The sequence below is a fragment of the Massilia litorea genome (genome assembly GCF_015101885.1).
GTDB lineage: Bacteria > Pseudomonadota > Gammaproteobacteria > Burkholderiales > Burkholderiaceae_D > Telluria > Telluria litorea.
The window spans coordinates 498,398-515,382 of record NZ_CP062941.1; the positions used below are offsets into that span (position 1 = coordinate 498,398).

Annotated in this window: 14 protein-coding genes; 5 read left to right on the forward strand and 9 right to left on the reverse strand. The window is 65.3% G+C overall.

Annotation, left to right across the window (positions count from 1 at the left end; translation table 11 throughout):
* Window positions 1–3: 3 nt before the first annotated feature.
* Complete coding sequence (gene fmt, locus LPB04_RS02185) at window positions 4–951, forward strand: methionyl-tRNA formyltransferase (protein WP_193687176.1); 948 nt, start codon at window positions 4–6, stop codon at window positions 949–951.
* Window positions 952–1,021: 70 nt separating this feature from the next.
* Here fmt and LPB04_RS02190 read toward each other — a convergent pair whose 3' ends face one another.
* A complete protein-coding gene (locus tag LPB04_RS02190; protein ID WP_193687177.1) occupies window positions 1,022–1,252 on the reverse strand; it encodes a BrnA antitoxin family protein in 231 nt (76 codons plus the stop codon).
* Between the two features lie 261 nt (window positions 1,253–1,513).
* On the opposite strand from LPB04_RS02190, the gene metH reads away from it, so the two are divergent.
* Together metH and LPB04_RS02200 are read left to right on the forward strand one after the other, a co-directional pair.
* Window positions 1,514–5,293, forward strand: coding sequence for a methionine synthase (metH, locus tag LPB04_RS02195; RefSeq protein ID WP_193687178.1), 3,780 nt, complete (start codon window positions 1,514–1,516; stop codon window positions 5,291–5,293).
* A gap of 105 nt (window positions 5,294–5,398) precedes the next feature.
* Entirely contained in the window at window positions 5,399–5,764 is a 366-nt protein-coding gene (locus LPB04_RS02200) for an SPW repeat protein (RefSeq protein WP_193687179.1), read from the forward strand.
* 24 nt (window positions 5,765–5,788) lie between these two features.
* On the opposite strand, the gene LPB04_RS02205 is transcribed toward LPB04_RS02200, so the two are convergent.
* The 8 genes from LPB04_RS02205 to rsmB all read right to left on the reverse strand — a co-directional run bounded on the left by LPB04_RS02205 (window position 5,789) and on the right by rsmB (window position 14,250).
* Window positions 5,789–7,063 carry an EAL and HDOD domain-containing protein gene (locus LPB04_RS02205; RefSeq protein WP_193687180.1) on the reverse strand — a complete coding sequence of 425 codons (1,275 nt, stop codon included), beginning with the start codon at window positions 7,061–7,063 and terminating at the stop codon, window positions 5,789–5,791.
* 124 nt (window positions 7,064–7,187) lie between these two features.
* Window positions 7,188–7,961, reverse strand: a complete 774-nt coding sequence (locus tag LPB04_RS02210) for a class II glutamine amidotransferase (RefSeq protein ID WP_193687181.1) — start codon at window positions 7,959–7,961, stop codon at window positions 7,188–7,190.
* Window positions 7,962–8,094: 133 nt separating this feature from the next.
* Window positions 8,095–8,352, reverse strand: a complete 258-nt coding sequence (locus LPB04_RS02215) for a BTH_I0359 family protein (protein ID WP_193687182.1) — start codon at window positions 8,350–8,352, stop codon at window positions 8,095–8,097.
* Between the two features lie 94 nt (window positions 8,353–8,446).
* Entirely contained in the window at window positions 8,447–8,902 is a 456-nt protein-coding gene (locus tag LPB04_RS02220) for a GTPase (protein WP_227496592.1), read from the reverse strand.
* Entirely contained in the window at window positions 8,899–9,621 is a 723-nt protein-coding gene (locus LPB04_RS02225; RefSeq protein ID WP_193687183.1) for a response regulator, read from the reverse strand. Before LPB04_RS02225 ends, LPB04_RS02220 begins: the two co-directional genes overlap by 4 nt.
* 73 nt (window positions 9,622–9,694) lie before the next feature.
* A complete protein-coding gene (locus LPB04_RS02230) occupies window positions 9,695–12,004 on the reverse strand; it encodes a sensor histidine kinase (RefSeq protein ID WP_193687184.1) in 2,310 nt (769 codons plus the stop codon).
* Between the two features lie 3 nt (window positions 12,005–12,007).
* Window positions 12,008–12,571, reverse strand: coding sequence for a DUF4390 domain-containing protein (locus tag LPB04_RS02235; RefSeq protein WP_193687185.1), 564 nt, complete (start codon window positions 12,569–12,571; stop codon window positions 12,008–12,010).
* A gap of 143 nt (window positions 12,572–12,714) precedes the next feature.
* Entirely contained in the window at window positions 12,715–14,250 is a 1,536-nt protein-coding gene (gene rsmB / locus LPB04_RS02240; RefSeq protein ID WP_193687186.1) for a 16S rRNA (cytosine(967)-C(5))-methyltransferase RsmB, read from the reverse strand.
* A 224-nt stretch (window positions 14,251–14,474) separates the two neighbouring features.
* On the opposite strand from rsmB, the gene argS reads away from it, so the two are divergent.
* Together argS and LPB04_RS02250 are read left to right on the forward strand one after the other, a co-directional pair.
* Window positions 14,475–16,238 carry an arginine--tRNA ligase gene (gene argS, locus LPB04_RS02245; protein WP_193687187.1) on the forward strand — a complete coding sequence of 588 codons (1,764 nt, stop codon included), beginning with the start codon at window positions 14,475–14,477 and terminating at the stop codon, window positions 16,236–16,238.
* Window positions 16,239–16,248: 10 nt separating this feature from the next.
* Window positions 16,249–16,983: an SPOR domain-containing protein gene (locus LPB04_RS02250; protein ID WP_193687188.1), complete on the forward strand. Its 735-nt coding sequence runs from the start codon at window positions 16,249–16,251 to the stop codon at window positions 16,981–16,983.
* Window positions 16,984–16,985: the final 2 nt, after the last annotated feature.

Genomic DNA, 16,985 nt, shown 5'->3' on the forward strand with positions numbered 1-16,985 from the left:
CGGATGAAAGTCGTCTTTGCCGGCACCCCGGAGTTTGCCGCCTGCGCCCTGCGCGCCCTGATCGATGCCGGTTTCGAGATCCCTCTCGTCCTGACCCAGCCCGACCGCCCGGCCGGGCGCGGCATGCAGTTGCAGGCATCGAGCGTAAAACAGGTCGCGCTGGAACATGGTATCGAGGTGCTGCAGCCCTTGTCGCTGCGTACCGACGCCAAAGATCCGCAGCGCGCTGAAGAGGCAGCTGCGGCCCACGCGCGTTTGCTGTCGCTCGACTACGACGTGATGGTGGTCGCGGCCTATGGCCTGATCCTGCCGCGCAGCACGCTCGACATCGCCCCCTGCATCAACATCCACGGTTCCCTGCTGCCGCGCTGGCGCGGCGCCGCGCCGATCCACCGCGCGATCGAAAGCGGAGATGTCGAGACCGGCGTGACGATCATGGGCATGGAAGAAGGCCTCGACACGGGTCCGATGATGCTGATCGAACGCGTCGCCATCGACGACGCCGACACCACCGGCACCCTGCACGACAAGCTGGCCGCGCTCGGCGCCACGATGATCGTCGAGGCGCTGCGCCTTTTGTCCCGCGGCGAACTGCCGGCCACACCGCAGCCGGAAGAAGGCGTGACCTATGCGGCCAAGATCAGCAAGGACGAAGCGAAGCTCGATTTCGGTTTGCCTGCCGTCGACCTCTGGCGCAAGGTGCGCGCCTTCAATCCCTTCCCCGGCGCGCAAGGCAGCGTGAACGGGACGGCGGTCAAGATCTGGAACGCGGAGCCGGCGCAAGGAAGGGGAGAACCGGGGCAGGTGTTATCGGCCGATGCGGCAGGCATTGTGGTGGCCTGCGGCGACGGTGCGCTGCGCCTGCTGCAGTTGCAGAAACCGGGCGGCAAGCGCCTGGCGGCTGGGGAATTCCTCAAAAGCTTTCCGCTGCAGGGGTTGAAGTTCGAATAACCCCGACGAAAAACCCCGGCCACAAACGAAAACGCGCCCACCCGGGCGCGTTGCAAGGACTCAGCCTTGTTTAATGACCGTCCGACTCCGCGGCGCGTTGGGCATCCATATGCTCACGCAGGACCTGGTTGATACGGGTCTGGTAACCTGGACCGGCTGCCTTGAACCACTCCAGCATGTCGACATCCAGGCGGATCGTCACGATCTGCTTTGCGCCACCCGGCGCTGCTTTCGGCTCTGCGGCAACCACGTGGCTGTGCAGCGAAGTCTGGTCCCAATCGGGTTCGTACTCTTTGTTCATGCTATCCATCCCTGTTAATACGTGCCATGTTTCTCATGGCCAGTATTTATATTGTCGTCCCTGTATGTATCCACAACATTGCGAAACGCCCGGGTTTTGTAACGTCATGTAACAATCGGATGCATAAACACATAACGATACAATCTGCCCGAAGAGCGGCCTGCCCGGGCGGGCACGCACCGCATTGACGTATAATTTCAGACCGCCCCAACCGTGCAAGTGCGCCATTTCCCGTCTTGCACGCATCCCAGAAAGTGACCGATGACTGCCCCGACCACCACCCCATCCCCGATCGAAACCCAGCTGCGCGACATCCTCACGCGCCGCATCATGATCCTGGATGGCGCCATGGGCACCATCATCCAGCAGTACAAACTGGATGAAGCGGCCTACCGCGGCGGGCCGCAGGGCCGCTTCGCCGACTTCGCCGCGCCGCCAGAGGCCGGCACGCGCGAGCTGTTCGTGAAGGGTAACAACGAGCTGCTGACGCTGACCCAACCGCAGGTCATCCAGGAAATCCACGAGCGCTACCTCGCGGCCGGCGCCGACCTGATCGAAACGAATACCTTCGGCGCCACCAGCGTCGCCCAAGACGACTACCACATGGGCCACCTGGCCTATGAGATGAACGTCGAAGCCGCGAAACTGGCGCGCGCCGCCTGCGACAAATACAGCTCCGCCGACAAACCGCGTTTTGTCGCCGGCGCCCTCGGACCGACCCCGAAGACGGCGTCGATTTCTCCCGACGTCAACGATCCGGCGGCGCGCAACGTCACCTTCGATCAACTCGTCACCAGCTACCATGAGCAGGTGCGCGGCCTGGTCGACGGCGGCGTCGACGTGCTGCTGGTCGAGACCATCTTCGACACCCTGAACTGCAAGGCGGCGCTGTTCGCGATCGACCTGTATTTCGACGAGAACCCGACCATCGTGCGCAAGCCGATCATGATCTCGGGCACCGTCACCGACGCCTCGGGCCGCATCCTGTCGGGCCAGACCGTGCCCGCCTTCTGGAATTCGGTGCGCCACGCGAAACCGCTGACCATCGGCCTGAACTGCGCGCTGGGCGCGGCGCTGATGCGCCCCTACGCCGAAGAGCTGTCGCAGATCGCCGATACCTTTGTCTGCATCTACCCGAACGCCGGCCTGCCCAACCCGATGAGCGACACCGGCTTCGACGAACTGCCGGCCGACACCTCGGCCCTGCTGCGCGAATTCGCCGACGCCGGTTTCGTGAACATCGCCGGCGGCTGCTGCGGCACGACGCCCGAGCACATCGCGGCCATCTCCGAACTGTTATCGACGGCCAAGCCGCGCGCCGTGCCGGAAATCCCGACTGCATTGCGCCTGTCGGGCCTGGAGCCGTTCACGGTCGACGAATCCTCGCTGTTCGTGAACGTTGGCGAGCGCACCAACGTGACGGGCTCGAAGGCTTTTGCACGCATGATCCTGAACGAGCAGTTCGACGAGGCGCTGTCCGTGGCGCGCCAGCAGGTCGAGAACGGCGCCCAGGTCATCGACATCAACATGGACGAAGCGATGCTGGACTCGCAGGCGGCCATGACGCGCTTCCTGAACCTGATCGCTTCCGAACCCGACATCTCGCGCGTGCCGATCATGATCGACTCGTCGAAGTGGTCCGTCATCGAAGCGGGCCTGAAGTGCGTACAAGGTAAAGCCATCGTCAATTCGATCTCGATGAAGGAAGGCGAAGCGGAATTCATCCGCCAGGCAGCCCTGTGCCGCCGTTACGGCGCCGCCGTGATCGTGATGGCTTTCGATGAGCAGGGCCAGGCCGACACCTTCGAGCGCAAGATCGAGATCTGCGAACGCGCCTACAAGGTGCTGACGGAGCAGGTCGGCTTCCCGCCGGAAGACATCATCTTCGATCCGAACATTTTCGCGATCGCCACCGGCATCGAAGAGCACAACAACTACGCGGTCGATTTCATCAACGCCACGCGCTGGATCCGCCAGAACCTGCCGCATGCGAAGGTCTCGGGCGGCGTCTCGAACGTCTCGTTCAGCTTCCGCGGCAACGATCCGGCGCGCGAAGCGATCCACACCGTCTTCCTCTACCACGCGATCCAGGCCGGCATGACCATGGGTATCGTCAACGCCGGCATGGTCGGCGTCTACGACGACCTGCCGGCGGAGCTGCGCGAGCGCGTCGAAGACGTGGTGCTGAACCGCCGCGAAGACGCCACCGAGCGCATGATCGAGATCGCCGGCAGCCTGAAGGCCGGCGGCGGCAAGCAGGAACAGAACCTCGAATGGCGGAATGGCCCGGTCGAGAAGCGCCTGGCGCACGCGCTGGTGCACGGCATCACCCAGTGGATCGTCGAAGACACCGAGGAAGCGCGCCAGGCCGTATTGAAGGCCGAGGGCCGCCCGATCCACGTGATCGAAGGCCCCCTGATGGACGGCATGAACATCGTCGGCGACCTGTTCGGACAGGGCAAGATGTTCCTGCCCCAGGTCGTGAAATCCGCGCGCGTGATGAAGCAGGCGGTGGCCCACCTGATTCCCTTCATCGAAGAGGAAAAGGCGCGCGAAGAAGAACGTACGGGCATCGTCGCCAAACCGAAGGGCAAGATCGTGATCGCGACCGTCAAGGGCGACGTGCACGACATCGGCAAGAACATCGTCTCGGTGGTCCTGCAATGTAATAACTTCGAGATCGTGAACATGGGCGTGATGGTGCCCTGCTCCGACATCCTGGCCAAGGCCAAGGCGGAGAACGCGGACATCGTCGGCCTGTCGGGCCTGATCACGCCTTCGCTGGAAGAGATGGCCCACGTCGCGCGCGAGATGCAGCGCGACCCGTGGTTCCGCGAGCGCGGCATTCCGCTCTTGATCGGCGGCGCCACCACCAGCCGCGCCCACACGGCCGTGAAAATCGCGCCGCACTATGACGGCCCGGTGGTGTATGTGCCGGACGCTTCGCGTTCGGTGTCGGTCGGCCAGTCGCTGCTGACGGAAGAGTCGCGCCACGCCTACATGGCCGAGATCAAGCTCGATTACGAGCGCATCCGCGAACAGCACGCCAACAAGAAGGCGCTGCCGATGCTCAGCCTCGTCGATGCGCGCGCCAACAAGGCGAAGCTCGACTTCGCGCCGGTGAAACCGAAATTCATCGGGCGCCGCGTCTTTAAAAACGTGGAGCTGTCGACGCTGGCGCGCTACATCGACTGGGGCCCGTTCTTCCAGACCTGGGACCTGGCCGGCCCCTTCCCTGCCATCCTGACCGACGAAGTGGTCGGCGAAGCGGCCTCGAAGGTGTTCGAGGAAGGCCAGGCGCTGCTCAAGAAAATCATCGAAGGGCGCTGGCTGACGGCGAATGGCGCGATCGCCCTGCTGCCGGCCAACAGCGTCAACGACGACGACATCGAGATCTACACGGACGAGACGCGCGAAAAGGTCGCCTTCACCTGGCACGGCCTGCGCCAGCAGGGTGTCAAACCCGTGGTCGACGGCGTGCAGCGCCCGAACCAGTGCCTGTCCGACTTCATCGCTCCCAAGGGCTCGGGCGTGGCCGACTACATCGGCATGTTCGCGGTGACGGCGGGTCTCGGCATCGAAAAATATGAACAGCGTTTCGAAGCCGCGCACGACGATTACTCGTCGATCATGCTCAAGGCCCTGGCCGACCGCCTGGCCGAAGCCTTCGCCGAATACCTGCACGAGCGCGTGCGCACCGACCTGTGGGGCTATGCGGCGAACGAGGACCTGAGCAATGCAGACCTGATCGGGGAAAAATACGTCGGCATCCGTCCGGCGCCGGGTTATCCGGCCTGCCCCGAGCACACGGTCAAGAAGGAGCTGTTCGAGACGCTGCAGGCCGAGGAAATCGGCATGCAGCTGACGGAATCCTACGCCATGTATCCAGGCGCGGCCGTGTCGGGCTTTTATCTGGCCCACCCGGAGTCGAAGTATTTCGTGGTCGGCAAGATCGGCGACGACCAGGTGCTCGACATGGCCCAGCGCCGCGGGATGGACAAGGCGGAAGTCGAACGCCACCTGGCGCCGAACCTGTCGTAACGCGCAGGGTGGGTTCCCCGAGCCCACGCGCGTTACTGACCGAACTTCCTGACTCCAGTATTGTCTAAGTCACTGTGGGAACACACGTTCGCGAAGGAGACTGTCATGGCAATGCATCTCTCGACCCGGCGCTGGCAGGACCAGGGCATCCTGCTGCTCGGTGTCTGGCTCATCGTATCGCCCTGGGTGATGGCTTACCCGAGCGATTCCCCTCCGGCCATCAACGCATTCATCGCAGGCGCCATCATGGCGGCCCTGGCCGCCTTCGACCTGTACAAGACCTATGCCTGGGCGGTATTCCTGAACATCCTCGTCGGCGCCTGGGTGGCCGTTTCGCCCTGGCTGGTGGACGTCATGCCGAACCAGGCGATGAGCGCCAGCCTGCTGCTGGTGGGCGTGGCGACAGTCATACTCGGCCTGTGGGAGCTGCGCACCGACCCCGACCTGCATCAGCAGTGGGCCGGCACATAAGTCTGCCTGACGATTAAATCGTCATCAAAGGGCGCTACGGACGACCTGGCCGCTCCACTCGAAAGCCGCCATTTCCAGCTCGACCAAGTCGTCGCCGCTGTCGGCCAGGACGCTCAAGGTCGGCAGCACGTCGGCGCCCTCTTCCATCTGCTCGAAGGATTCGGCCAGCCGCAGCAGCTCGCCGAAGAAGCCGCCGCGCTTGAGCAGCGCACTCGACACTTCGTCGCTCACCGGAATCTGTTCGACCAGGTCGGCCATCGGCACGCAGAACAGCGTGTCCATCAGCGACATGATGCCGACCGTGAAGGCCATGTCGGCGACATGGCGCCGGCCTGGGCGCAGGCGGCCGGCCAGCAGCTCCATCAGGCGCGCACGGGTACTGGCCAGCATCAGCAGCGGCGTCTGGGTATGGCCGTGGTTGCCCGGTTCGGCGTAGAGCATGATCTGCAGCCAGCGCTGCAGCTGGCGGCGGCCGACGATGATCAGCGCCTGGCTCAGCGAATCGATGCGCTGGCGCAGGCCGGCCGCCGGCGTGTTCACGATGCGCAGCAGGTTGACGGATAAGGTCACGTCGCGCTTGATGGCGCGTTCGATCTCGATATTGTCGGCGTCCGATACGACCAAGGACATCAGGTCGACAAGGGCCAGCTGCGAGGGCGAGAGCTTGCGCCCGGCGATCACCGACGGGCGGGCGAAATAAAAACCCTGGAAGTAGTCGAAGCCGAGGTCGAGGCAGGTTTTATACTCGGTCTGGCTCTCGACCTTTTCGGCGATCAGGCGCTTGCCCGTGCCACGCAGCCGTGGGACCAGGGACAGCATGCTCACCACCGGCATCGCGCGCAGGTTGACCTTGACGTAGTCCAGCAGGGGCAGCAGGCGCCCCAGGCGGCTGCCGTGGACGCTGGCTTCGGCGGCGAACCTGAAACCGTGGCCGCTGAGCTCGGCCAGGCGCCACAGCACCGGCTCCGTCGCTTCGACCGAGCCCACCAGTTCCAGCACGGTGCGCTCGCGCGGCAGGAAGGCGAAGATATCGCTCATCAACACTTCGGTGTCGACGTTCAGGAAGGCGGTCGCGTCGCCCACGGCGCGCGGCAGGCCGAGCTGGGCCGCGTGGGCCAGCACGCCGGCCGTGGCCGCCAGATCGGTATCGATCTCGGCGCTGTTGGCGGGGGTGGTGCGGAACAGGAGTTCGTAAGCAAACAGGGCCTGGTTGCGGTCGAGCATCGGCTGGCGCGCAAGATAGAAATTACGCAGCTGCAAAGGCTGGGATGCCTGGTCAAGGCTGGCGGTATCGGTCATCGCGGTCCCGTGGTCACGTTCAAGCTGCCCACTCTACCCGATTCTCAGCAATTAGTGGATTTCCGGCATCATTTTTCGTAAAAACCGATGTCGAAAAGCTAAAAACAGGCAGCAAAACGTCTGATCAGGCGACAGGAACCGGGCTGCCGTCGATAAAGACGAGCAGCTCGCCGGGTGCGAATGCAGTCCAGGTTTCGTTGGTGGTCAGCGGTTCGGTGACGATGATCGCGACCCGGTCGTTCGGCGTGGTGACCTGGGAAAAATCAACCGACAGGTCTTCGTCGGACAGGCGCGCCGTCACGAACGGGTACTGGCGCACGACGTAGCTGAGCTTGGTCGAGCAGTGGGCGAACAGGGCCGTGCCGTCGGAGAGCATCATGTTGAAGGTGCCGAAATCCGAAATCTGGCGTACGAGTTCGCCGAGTGCCGCGCGCAAGGCCGGCAATGCGGGCGGCGTGTCGCCGAAGCGGCGCCGCAATTCCTGCAACAGGAAGCAGAAGGCATGTTCGCTGTCGGTGCTGCCGACCGGGCGGAAGGCGCCGTCGAGCTGCGGCGTGAACTCCTTCAGGTCGCCGTTATGGGCGAATACCCAGTAACGGCCCCACAGTTCGCGGACGAACGGATGGCAGTTCTCGAGCGCCACATGGCCTTGCGTGGCCTTGCGGATGTGGGCGATGACATTCGTCGACTTGATCGGATAGCGTTTGATCAGCTCGGCGATCGGCGAGGCGATCGCGGCCTGGTGGTCGACGAAATGGCGCACGCCGGCGCCCTCGAAGAAGGCAATGCCCCAGCCGTCGTGATGGGTGTCGGTGCGGCCGCCGCGATGGGCGAAACCGGTGAAGGAAAATACAATGTCGGTAGGGACATTGCAGTTCATTGCGAGGAGTTGGCACATGGTGAAGAGCTTACCATGGCGCGGGCGCTGCGAGGCGCAGGGCGAACGCGGCACCGGCGATGGCCGGCGCCTGCATCCCGTTGTGTCCCTGGCCGTCTGTGGGGGTGGTCCTCCAGCCTTGCGGTGACGCTGCTTAGTGCAGCACGACCGGCTGGTTCATCATCGTGTCGTACGAGCCGAGGAAATCGTCGATTTCCTCCATGGTCGGCTCGCTTGCGATGAGGTTGTTGACGTCGCGGCGGAACGATTGTGCCAGTTTGCCGCCGATGAACGCTTCGCGACGGCCGGCCTTGTCGACGATCTCGTAGCCGCCGAAGCGCAGGGCTTCGAGCTCGCGATCGACGCCAAATTCGACGACGCTGTACTGTTCGCTGTTATAGATCATGTTCATGATGACTCCTTCTCTCGATCAGAGGTTTCCGACTACCCGGCGGCGGATAACCGGAGTTGACTTCAGTGAAGAGGTGGGGCTCGCCCAACCAATTTCAAGAGTGCAGGTCGGGCGTGAGGGCCAACAGCTGATCGTATGGTGCGCTGCTTAACCATGATCGCAACTGATCCAGATGCGCACTGGCGGCGACGCCGATGAACAGGCGCGCCGGCCGCTGGCGCAGCAGACGATTTAATGTAACACGCATGACGAGATTTCCCGCGCAGCACAGGCAACCGGGTGCGATGCGCGAAATCAGGAGTTTTTCAGAATCTTGCAGTACCGGATTTCCGTCGGAAAGGCCTTCCAGGATCACGGCGACCCCATCGCTACGGGGCGTAGAAGGGTCTTCGATGGCGTGCGCGATGGCCGCCTCGCGCGCTGCCGCGCTGGGGCCCGTGACGAGCACCGTAGGAATTGGATGACGTAAAGAAGAGCCGGATGAGAAGGGGCCATCCGTCCGGGAGCCGTCCCTCCGGGGGACGGCCGGCCGGCCGCCGTTTTCGCTCATCCGCCCCGCTTGCCGAGCTTGCCCGGTTCGACGCCGAGCTGCTTCAGTTTGCGGTACAGGTGGGTGCGCTCGAGGCCGGTCTTTTCGGCCACGCGCGTCATGCTGCCGCCTTCGCGGCCCAGGTGGTGTTCGAAATACATCCGTTCGAATGCGTCGCGCGCCTCGCGCAGCGGCAGGTCGAACGAGAGCGTATACCCTTGGGTTTCGCCATGGCCGATCACACCCACGCGCGCGCCGTTCAACGGCGCGGGCGCCGGCTGGGCGGCGAACATCGGATTGCTGACGGGCGGCGCTTCGACGACCGGCGCCGGCATGCTCGGGCGCGGTGGCGGCACCGGGGCGCGCGCCACTTCCTGGGCACGGGTCAGGCCTTGCTGCACGGCTTTCAGCAGCTTTTGCAGGGCGATCGGTTTTTCCAGGAAATTCAGGGCGCCGATGCGCGTGGCCTCGACGGCGGTATCGATGGTGGCGTGACCCGACATCATGATGACCGGCATGGTCAGCAAGCCGTCGCGCTGCCATTCCTTGAGCAGCGTGACGCCGTCGGTATCGGGCATCCAGATGTCGAGCAGGACCAGGTCGGGCGCGCCGGCGGCACGCGCCTCGCGCGCCTGCTGCGCATTTTCGGCCAGCGTGATTGCGTGGCCTTCGTCTCCCAGGATTTCCGAGAGCAGCTCGCGGATGCCCATTTCATCATCAACTACGAGTATATTCGCCATCGTTTTCCTTCCGTCTCCGCCCGACTCAGTTGTGATATTCAGTCTCGATTCCAGCCGTGATTCTATGCCCGTTTTACGCTTCGGCCAAGTTCGCCTCTTGTGCTAACTTTAACAGCAAAATGGATACCGACGCGCCACTTCCGTCTGGACGGTTCTGAACATCAATGCGACCACCGTGCTCGTCGATGATCTTTTTCACCATCGGCAGGCCGAGGCCCGTGCCGCGCGCCTTCGAGGTCACATACGGCTCGAAGGCGCGCGCCAGGATCTTCGGTGCAAAGCCGGGACCGTTATCGAGGATCGCCAGGCGCACCGCCTCGCCCGCCGTGCCGTCCGCGCCGGTGTAGCGGATGATCTCGGTGGCGACGTCGATGCGCGGTTCGCGCGCATGCGATTCCCGGTCTCCCAGCGCATCCTGGGCGTTCTGCAGCAGGTTGTGGATCACCTGGCGCAATTGCGTCGGGTCGCCCATCACGCGCGGCAGGTTCGGCGCCAGCGTGGCGTGGATGACGTCCGACGCATCCTCGGCCAGGTACAGGGTCAGGATTTCCTCGATCAGCGCGTTCAGGTCGAGCGGTTCGAGCACCGCCGGCGGCGTGCGCGCATAGTCGCGGAAGTCGTCGACCATGCGCTTCATGGCGTCGACCTGGTTGACGATGGTGGTCGTGGCGCGCGCCAGCAGGGCCGCGTCCGCCGCGTCCAGTTTGTCTTCCAGTTTCATCTGCAGGCGTTCGGCCGACAACTGGATCGGCGTTAGCGGGTTCTTGATTTCGTGGGCCAGGCGGCGCGCCACCTCTCCCCAGGCGACCGAGCGCTGGGCGGAGATCACGTCGGAGATATCGTCGAACACGACGATGAAGCCGCTGCCCACGCCCACCGGCAGGCGCGAGCCGCGCGCCAGCAAGGTGGTGTCGTGGTCTTCTCCGGGAGCGCGGCGCGGGATCTCGATTTCCTGCTGCCAGTGGGTGCGCTGGCGCGCGGTGCCGGCGGCCGACTGCGCGCTTTGCGTCGAAAACGCACGCGTGACGGCGGCGGCGAAATGTTCCAGGCCCTCGATCCTGGACAGCGGCCCGTTCAGGTGGCACTGCTCCATCTGCAGGATGCGGCAGGCGGCCTCGTTCGAATTGACCACGGTACCCTCGGCGTCGAGCACCAGCACGCCGGCCGACATGTTCGCCAGCACCGATTCGAGGTGGGCCTTGGCGCTTTGCAGGGCCGCGCGGTTGCGCTCGACGGCGCTTCTCGCTTCGAACAGCTGGCCGGTCATGGCGTTGAAGGATTGGGTCAGCGTACCGAGTTCGTCGTTCGTCTCGACGATCGGGCGCGGCGACAGGTCGCCCTCGGCCACCGCCTGCGTGCCCTCGGCCAGCACCAGCAGCGGCTGGGCCAGGTTCCCGGCGATCAGCACGGCGCTGCCGATGGCCCCGAAGATCGCCAGCAGCAGGGTCAATGTCAGCGTCTCGACATACATCCGGCGCAGGGCCTCGCGCGCCCACGAGCGCTGCTGGTATTCGGAGAAGGCGCTGCGCAGCACCTCGGCATTCGAGGCCAGGTTGACGGGTACCGCCTGCATCAGCTGCAGGTAGCGCGGCGCGGCGCCCGGCGGCTCGGGCACGGCCAGCACCGCGCGCAGGCGCAGGCTGGTGGCGGCATCGAGGGCGGTCGAGCCGCCGTTGGTGCCGTTCGCGCCGTTGGCGCCGCTGGTATTGTCGCGGAAGTCGAGTTCGATTCCGCCCTCGGCCCGCGCGTAACCGCCCGGCATGGCGGCCTGGCGCACCATCTGCGCGTTCGGCAGGTCGGCCGTGAGGTCGGCACGCCGGTCCCGGCTGGCGCTGGCGACCAGCTTGCCGTTGGCGTCGAGCAGGAGCGCGCTTTGCATGCCCTCGGTATCGGACACCAGCTGCGCCAGGGTCATCTGGGCGCCGCCGTCGTCCTGGCCGGACAGGGTTGCGGCGACCGTCTGCCCCTTTGCCGAGAGCTCCGTCTGCGCCTCCTCGAGCGCCGCATGGCCCAGGTTCAGGCCGGACTGCAGCGCGGCCTCGATCTTGACGTCGAACCAGGAGTCGATCGAATGCGAGACGAACTGCACCGACACCATGAAGATGACCAGGCCCGGCAGGATGCCGATACCGGCAAACAGCAGGACCAGCCTCGCCATCAGGCGCGAGCCGAAGCGTCCGGCCTTGTAGCGCGAATACAGGCGCCCGAGGGCGACCACGACCAGGATCAGCAGCAGGAAGGCGACCGTCGCGTTCAGCCCCAGCAGCCAGACATAGTAGCGGTCGAAGAAGGCGGAATTGTCCGAGACCGAGGCAAGCAGGAACAGCAGGATCGAAACGACCGCCCCGCCGACTACCAGCGCATAGCGCATGGCCTGGTTCACGCCTTACTCCGCACGGTAATTGAAGGTCTTCCGGTTCGAGGCGAGGTGCCAGTCGGAGTTGCCGAACGCGTTGACCTGCAGCGGCTTTTGCAGCAGGTCGCGGTTCATGTACATGCGCAGGCTGACTTCATAGGTCTCGCCGGGTTTCAGCGCGTTTTTCGGGGCAATCAGCCAGCGCCCGGGACGGCGGATCTGGAACATCGCCTCGTCCAGGGTCTGGTAGGTTTGCTGGACGCTGCCGCCCATCGACACATAATACTGCCGCAGCAGCACGTCGTAGGAGATGCTGACCGTGCGTTTCGACGACACGGCGCGGTCGTCGCGCCACCACCAGCGCGGGCGCGTCAGCTCGATCTCGGTCGTGAAATACAGTTTGACGCCGTGCTGCAGGGCGTCTTCCAGATCGTGGTTCAGCTCGAATGAATAGTTGGCCCCCAGCCGGTAGCCTTCGTCGGTTGCCTCGATTTTCGCCAGCGTGATGTCGATCCCGTCGGCCGCCTGCGCCGTAGCGCACGCGAAAGCCAGCAGCAGCTGGCAGGCGAGGAGGCGGAAAAATCGTAAAGTCACAGAGGGCCGGAACCTAAATAAATTGAGCGTAGAGCGTGCGAAAAAATCGTCAGGGCAAGGCGCATCGCCGAAGACAGTACGCTAGTACGGCGAGGCGATGCAACGCCGCCATGGCGATTTTTTCACACGCTCGTGCGGGAAACTTACGCTGCTCTCTTTTGGAACAAGGCGTAGAACAATCCGTCATGATCGAGCCCGGCGCCGCTCGCGGGGAGCAGCTGCCCTGGCGCATCGAGGCGGACAGCATCCGTGTGGCGCGCCGCGAACGCGGCCGCCTGCGCCTCCGATTCCTGGGGCCAGAGCGAACATGTCACAAACAGCAATTTACCATCGGCCCGCAGCATCTGCCAAAGATTGTCGAGTATCTCCCCGGAAAGTGTTGTAAGTTGGCGCGTGTCGGTCTTGCGGCGCAGCCAGCGGATGTCCGGGTGGCGGCGCACGATGCCGGAGGCCGTGCACGGCACGTCGGCCAGGATGCGGTCGAACGCTTGCCCATCCCACCAGTCCTTGCTCTGCGCTTCGGCCGCCACCAGCGTGGCAGACAGGCCGAGCCGGCCCAGGTTGTCGCCCACGCGTGCCAGGCGCTGCGGGTCGGCATCGACCGCGGTCAGCTCGACGTTCGCCAACTCCAGGATGTGCCCGCTCTTGCCGCCCGGCGCCGCGCAGGCGTCGAGCACGCGCATGCCGTCCTCCAGCCCCAGCAGCGGCGCGGCCAGCTGGGCGCCGGCGTCCTGTACCGACACCAGGCCATCGTGGAAACCCGGGATCTGCGACACGTTGGTCGCCTGCTTCAGGCGCAGGGCGGCCGGGCCGACCTGGTCGGCTTCGAGCCCCGCCTGTTCCAGCTGGCGCAGGTAGTCCTCGAGCGAGATCTTGCGGGTATTGACGCGCAGGGTCAGCGGCGGATGACGGTTGCCGGCCGCAAGGATCGCTTCCCAGTCGCGCGGATAGGCCGCCTTCGTGGCGTCGATCCACCACTGCGGGTAGTTCCACTGCGCCAGCGCTTGTTTCAATGCGGTTGCAACCAGCTCCTCGCGCTCGCGCAGGAAACGGCGCAATACCGCGTTCACCATCGCCTTGGCGTGGGCCATATCGGGGTGGTTGCCCGCGGCCGTCACCGCCTGGTCCACGATCGTGAACGGCTCATAGGCGGGCGCTTCGCCCGCGGGCGGGTCGAGCAGGACCAGCGCGCACTGGATCAGGCCGACCAGCATCGGGACGTCCGGCGCCTTGGTCGTCATCAAGCCAAGCAGGGTTTCCGCCCGTCCCAGACCGCGCATCGTGCGGTAGGCCAGGTCCTGAATCGCGCCGCGGCCTTGCGGCGTGGCGCCGAAGGCGGCAAACACGTTCGACAAGGCCTGCGGCAGCGCGGTGCCGCCCCGCACCTGGGCCACGGCGCTCGCGGCACCCAGCAGCGCCAGGGCCAGCGAGTCGCCCGGCAGGTCCGGCCGGTACGCCTGCTGGAACTGGGGTTTTACCTCGTAGCTCGGGCGCGGGGCGGGCGTCGGGGCCGCTGCGGGCTTGTTCGGGGCCGCCGCCGGCTTGGCGTCAAGCTTGCGCTCAGGCTTGGCCGCAGGCTTCGGCCGGGCATACTGCGCGGCCGGATTGCCGGCCGGCTTGGTTGGCCTGGCGCTGGCGGCCTTGGGCTTGATGGTGAGCGTCGGGCGCTTGTCGGTCATGATGGCGGGGTCAATACGGGAAAGACCCGCATTGTACCGGCTCCGCCTTTGGCCGCGCTTAAACAGTGGACTGCGCGGTCGACTGCGCGGTGGACTGCGCAGTGGGCTGGGCAGCAAGCAGGGCGGCGGCGGCCGTATTCGGCGCTGCAGCAAACCAGTATAATGAATGAACCCTTGTTTGCCGTGGCCGCGCCACCGCATTATCGAACCAACACATACCATCCATGCTCGCCCAACAAAAACAACAGATCGTTGCCCTCTTCCAGGCCGCCCTTGCGCCGATCATCGAAGGCACCGACCTGACTCCCAACGTCGTCCTGGAACGCCCGCGCGATCCAAGCCATGGCGACGTCGCCTGCAATATCGCCATGCAGCTGGCCAAGCCCCTGAAGACCAATCCGCGCGAACTGGCCACGCGCCTGGTCGCCGCCCTGCTGGCCGATCCGGACGCCGCCGGCCTGGTCGAAGCAGCTGACGTCGCAGGACCGGGCTTCATCAACCTGCGCGTCGCCGCCGGCGCCAAGCAGTCGGTGGTGCGCACCATCCTCGAGCAGGGCGCAGCCTTCGGGCGCGGTACCTCCGGCGAGGGCCACCACGCGATCATCGAATTCGTCTCGGCCAACCCGACCGGCCCGCTGCACGTCGGCCACGGCCGCCAGGCGGCGCTGGGCGACGCCCTCTCTTCGCTGTTCGAAGCCCAGGGCCACCAGGTCACCCGCGAGTTCTACTACAACGACGCCGGCGTGCAGATCGCCACGCTGGCGAACTCGGTACAGGCGCGCGCACGCGGCTTCAAGCCGGGCGACGCCGAGTGGCCGGAGTCGGCCTACAACGGCGACTATATCCAGGACATCGCGAACGACTTCCTGGCGGGTAAAACCGTCTCCGCCAGCGATGGCGAACCGGCCACCGCCAGCGGCAACGCCGACGATATCGAATCGATCCGCCGCTTCGCGGTGGCCTACCTGCGCAACGAGCAGGACCAGGATCTGCAAGCTTTCGGTGTCAAGTTCGACAATTACTATCTCGAGTCCTCGCTGTACGCCGACGGCAAGGTGGAACAGGCCGTCCAAAGCCTGGTCGACGCCGGCGTCACCTACGAGCAGGACGGCGCCCTGTGGCTCAAGACCACGGAGTATGGCGACGACAAGGACCGCGTGATGCGCAAGTCCGACGGCACCTACACGTATTTCGTACCGGACGTGGCCTACCACATCCAGAAGTTCCGCCGCGGTTTCGACCAGGCGATCAACATCCAGGGCAGCGACCACCACGGCACCATCGCCCGCGTGCGCGCCGGCCTGCAGGCGGTGAACATCGGCATCCCGCAGGGCTATCCCGACTACGTGCTGCACAAGATGGTCACCGTCATGAAGGACGGCGAAGAGGTGAAAATCTCGAAGCGGGCCGGTTCGTATGTGACCGTGCGCGACCTGATCGAATGGTCGGGCAACGGCGACATCACGCGCGGCCGCGACGCGGTGCGCTTCTTCCTCATCTCGCGCAAGGCCGACACCGAATTCGTGTTCGACGTCGACGTCGCCCTGAAAACCTCGGACGAGAACCCGGTGTATTACGTGCAGTACGCCCACGCGCGCATCTGCTCGGCGCTGGCCAACTGGGGCGGCGACGAAGCGGCGCTGGCGCAGGCCGACCTGTCGCAGCTGACCACCCCGCACGAAGCCGGCCTGCTGTCGAAACTGGCGGCCTATCCGGAAGTGCTGCAGCGCGCCCAGGCCGAGCTCGGCCCGCACCAGGTCGCGTTCTACCTGCGCGAACTGGCCGGCGAACTGCACAGCTATTATTTTGCCCACAAATGGCTGCTCGACGACGACGAGACCCTGAAACTGGCACGCCTGGCGCTGGCGACGGCGACGCGCCAGGTGCTGCGCAACGGCCTGGCCCTGATCGGCGTCTCGGCGCCGAACAAGATGGAACGCGCTCCGGCCGAACCACAAGACGCATCACAAGCCGATCCACAAGCATAAGCAGGCAAACATGACCGCCACCCTTCGTTTCCCTTCCCGCCAGCGCGGCAGCACCCTGACCGGCATCATCATCGGCCTCATCATCGGGCTGGGTATCGCGGTGGCGGTCGCGCTGATGATCACCAAGGGCGCTTCGCCCTTCACCGACCGCTCGAACAAGATGGGCCGCCCGGCCGACCTCGAACCGAGCCAGGCGAACGACCCGAACAAGCCGCTCTACGGCAACCGCGACGCCGCGCGCGAAGCGGCGAAGCAGCTCGCCGAGCGTGAAGCGAAAAAGGCAGAAGCCGCAGCCGCCGCGCCGACACCGGCGCCGGCACCGGCGTCCAAGCCCGCGCATGCCGCCGCGACCGAGTCCGATCCGCTGGGCCAGGCGATCGCCGGCATGACCGCTGCCGCGGAATCGAAACCGGCGCCGCGCGCCGCTGCGCCCGCCCCTGCCGCGGCCCCTGCCGGCGCATCTGCCGCACCTTCTGCGGCACCCGCCGCGGCCGCCGGCGCCGACGACAAATACGTCTACTACCTGCAAGCCGGCGCCTTCCGCGAGATGTCGGACGCCGAGGCCACCCGCGCCAGGCTGGCCCTGCTCGGCTTCGAGGCCGCGATCAGCGACCGCGCCAGCGACAGCGGCACGCTGCACCGCGTCCGCCTGGGCCCGTTCAGCCAGGTCGAATCCGTGAACAAGGCACGTGCCAAGCTGCTCGACAGCGGCATCGATGTCGCGATCGTCCGTAATCAAAAGTAAAA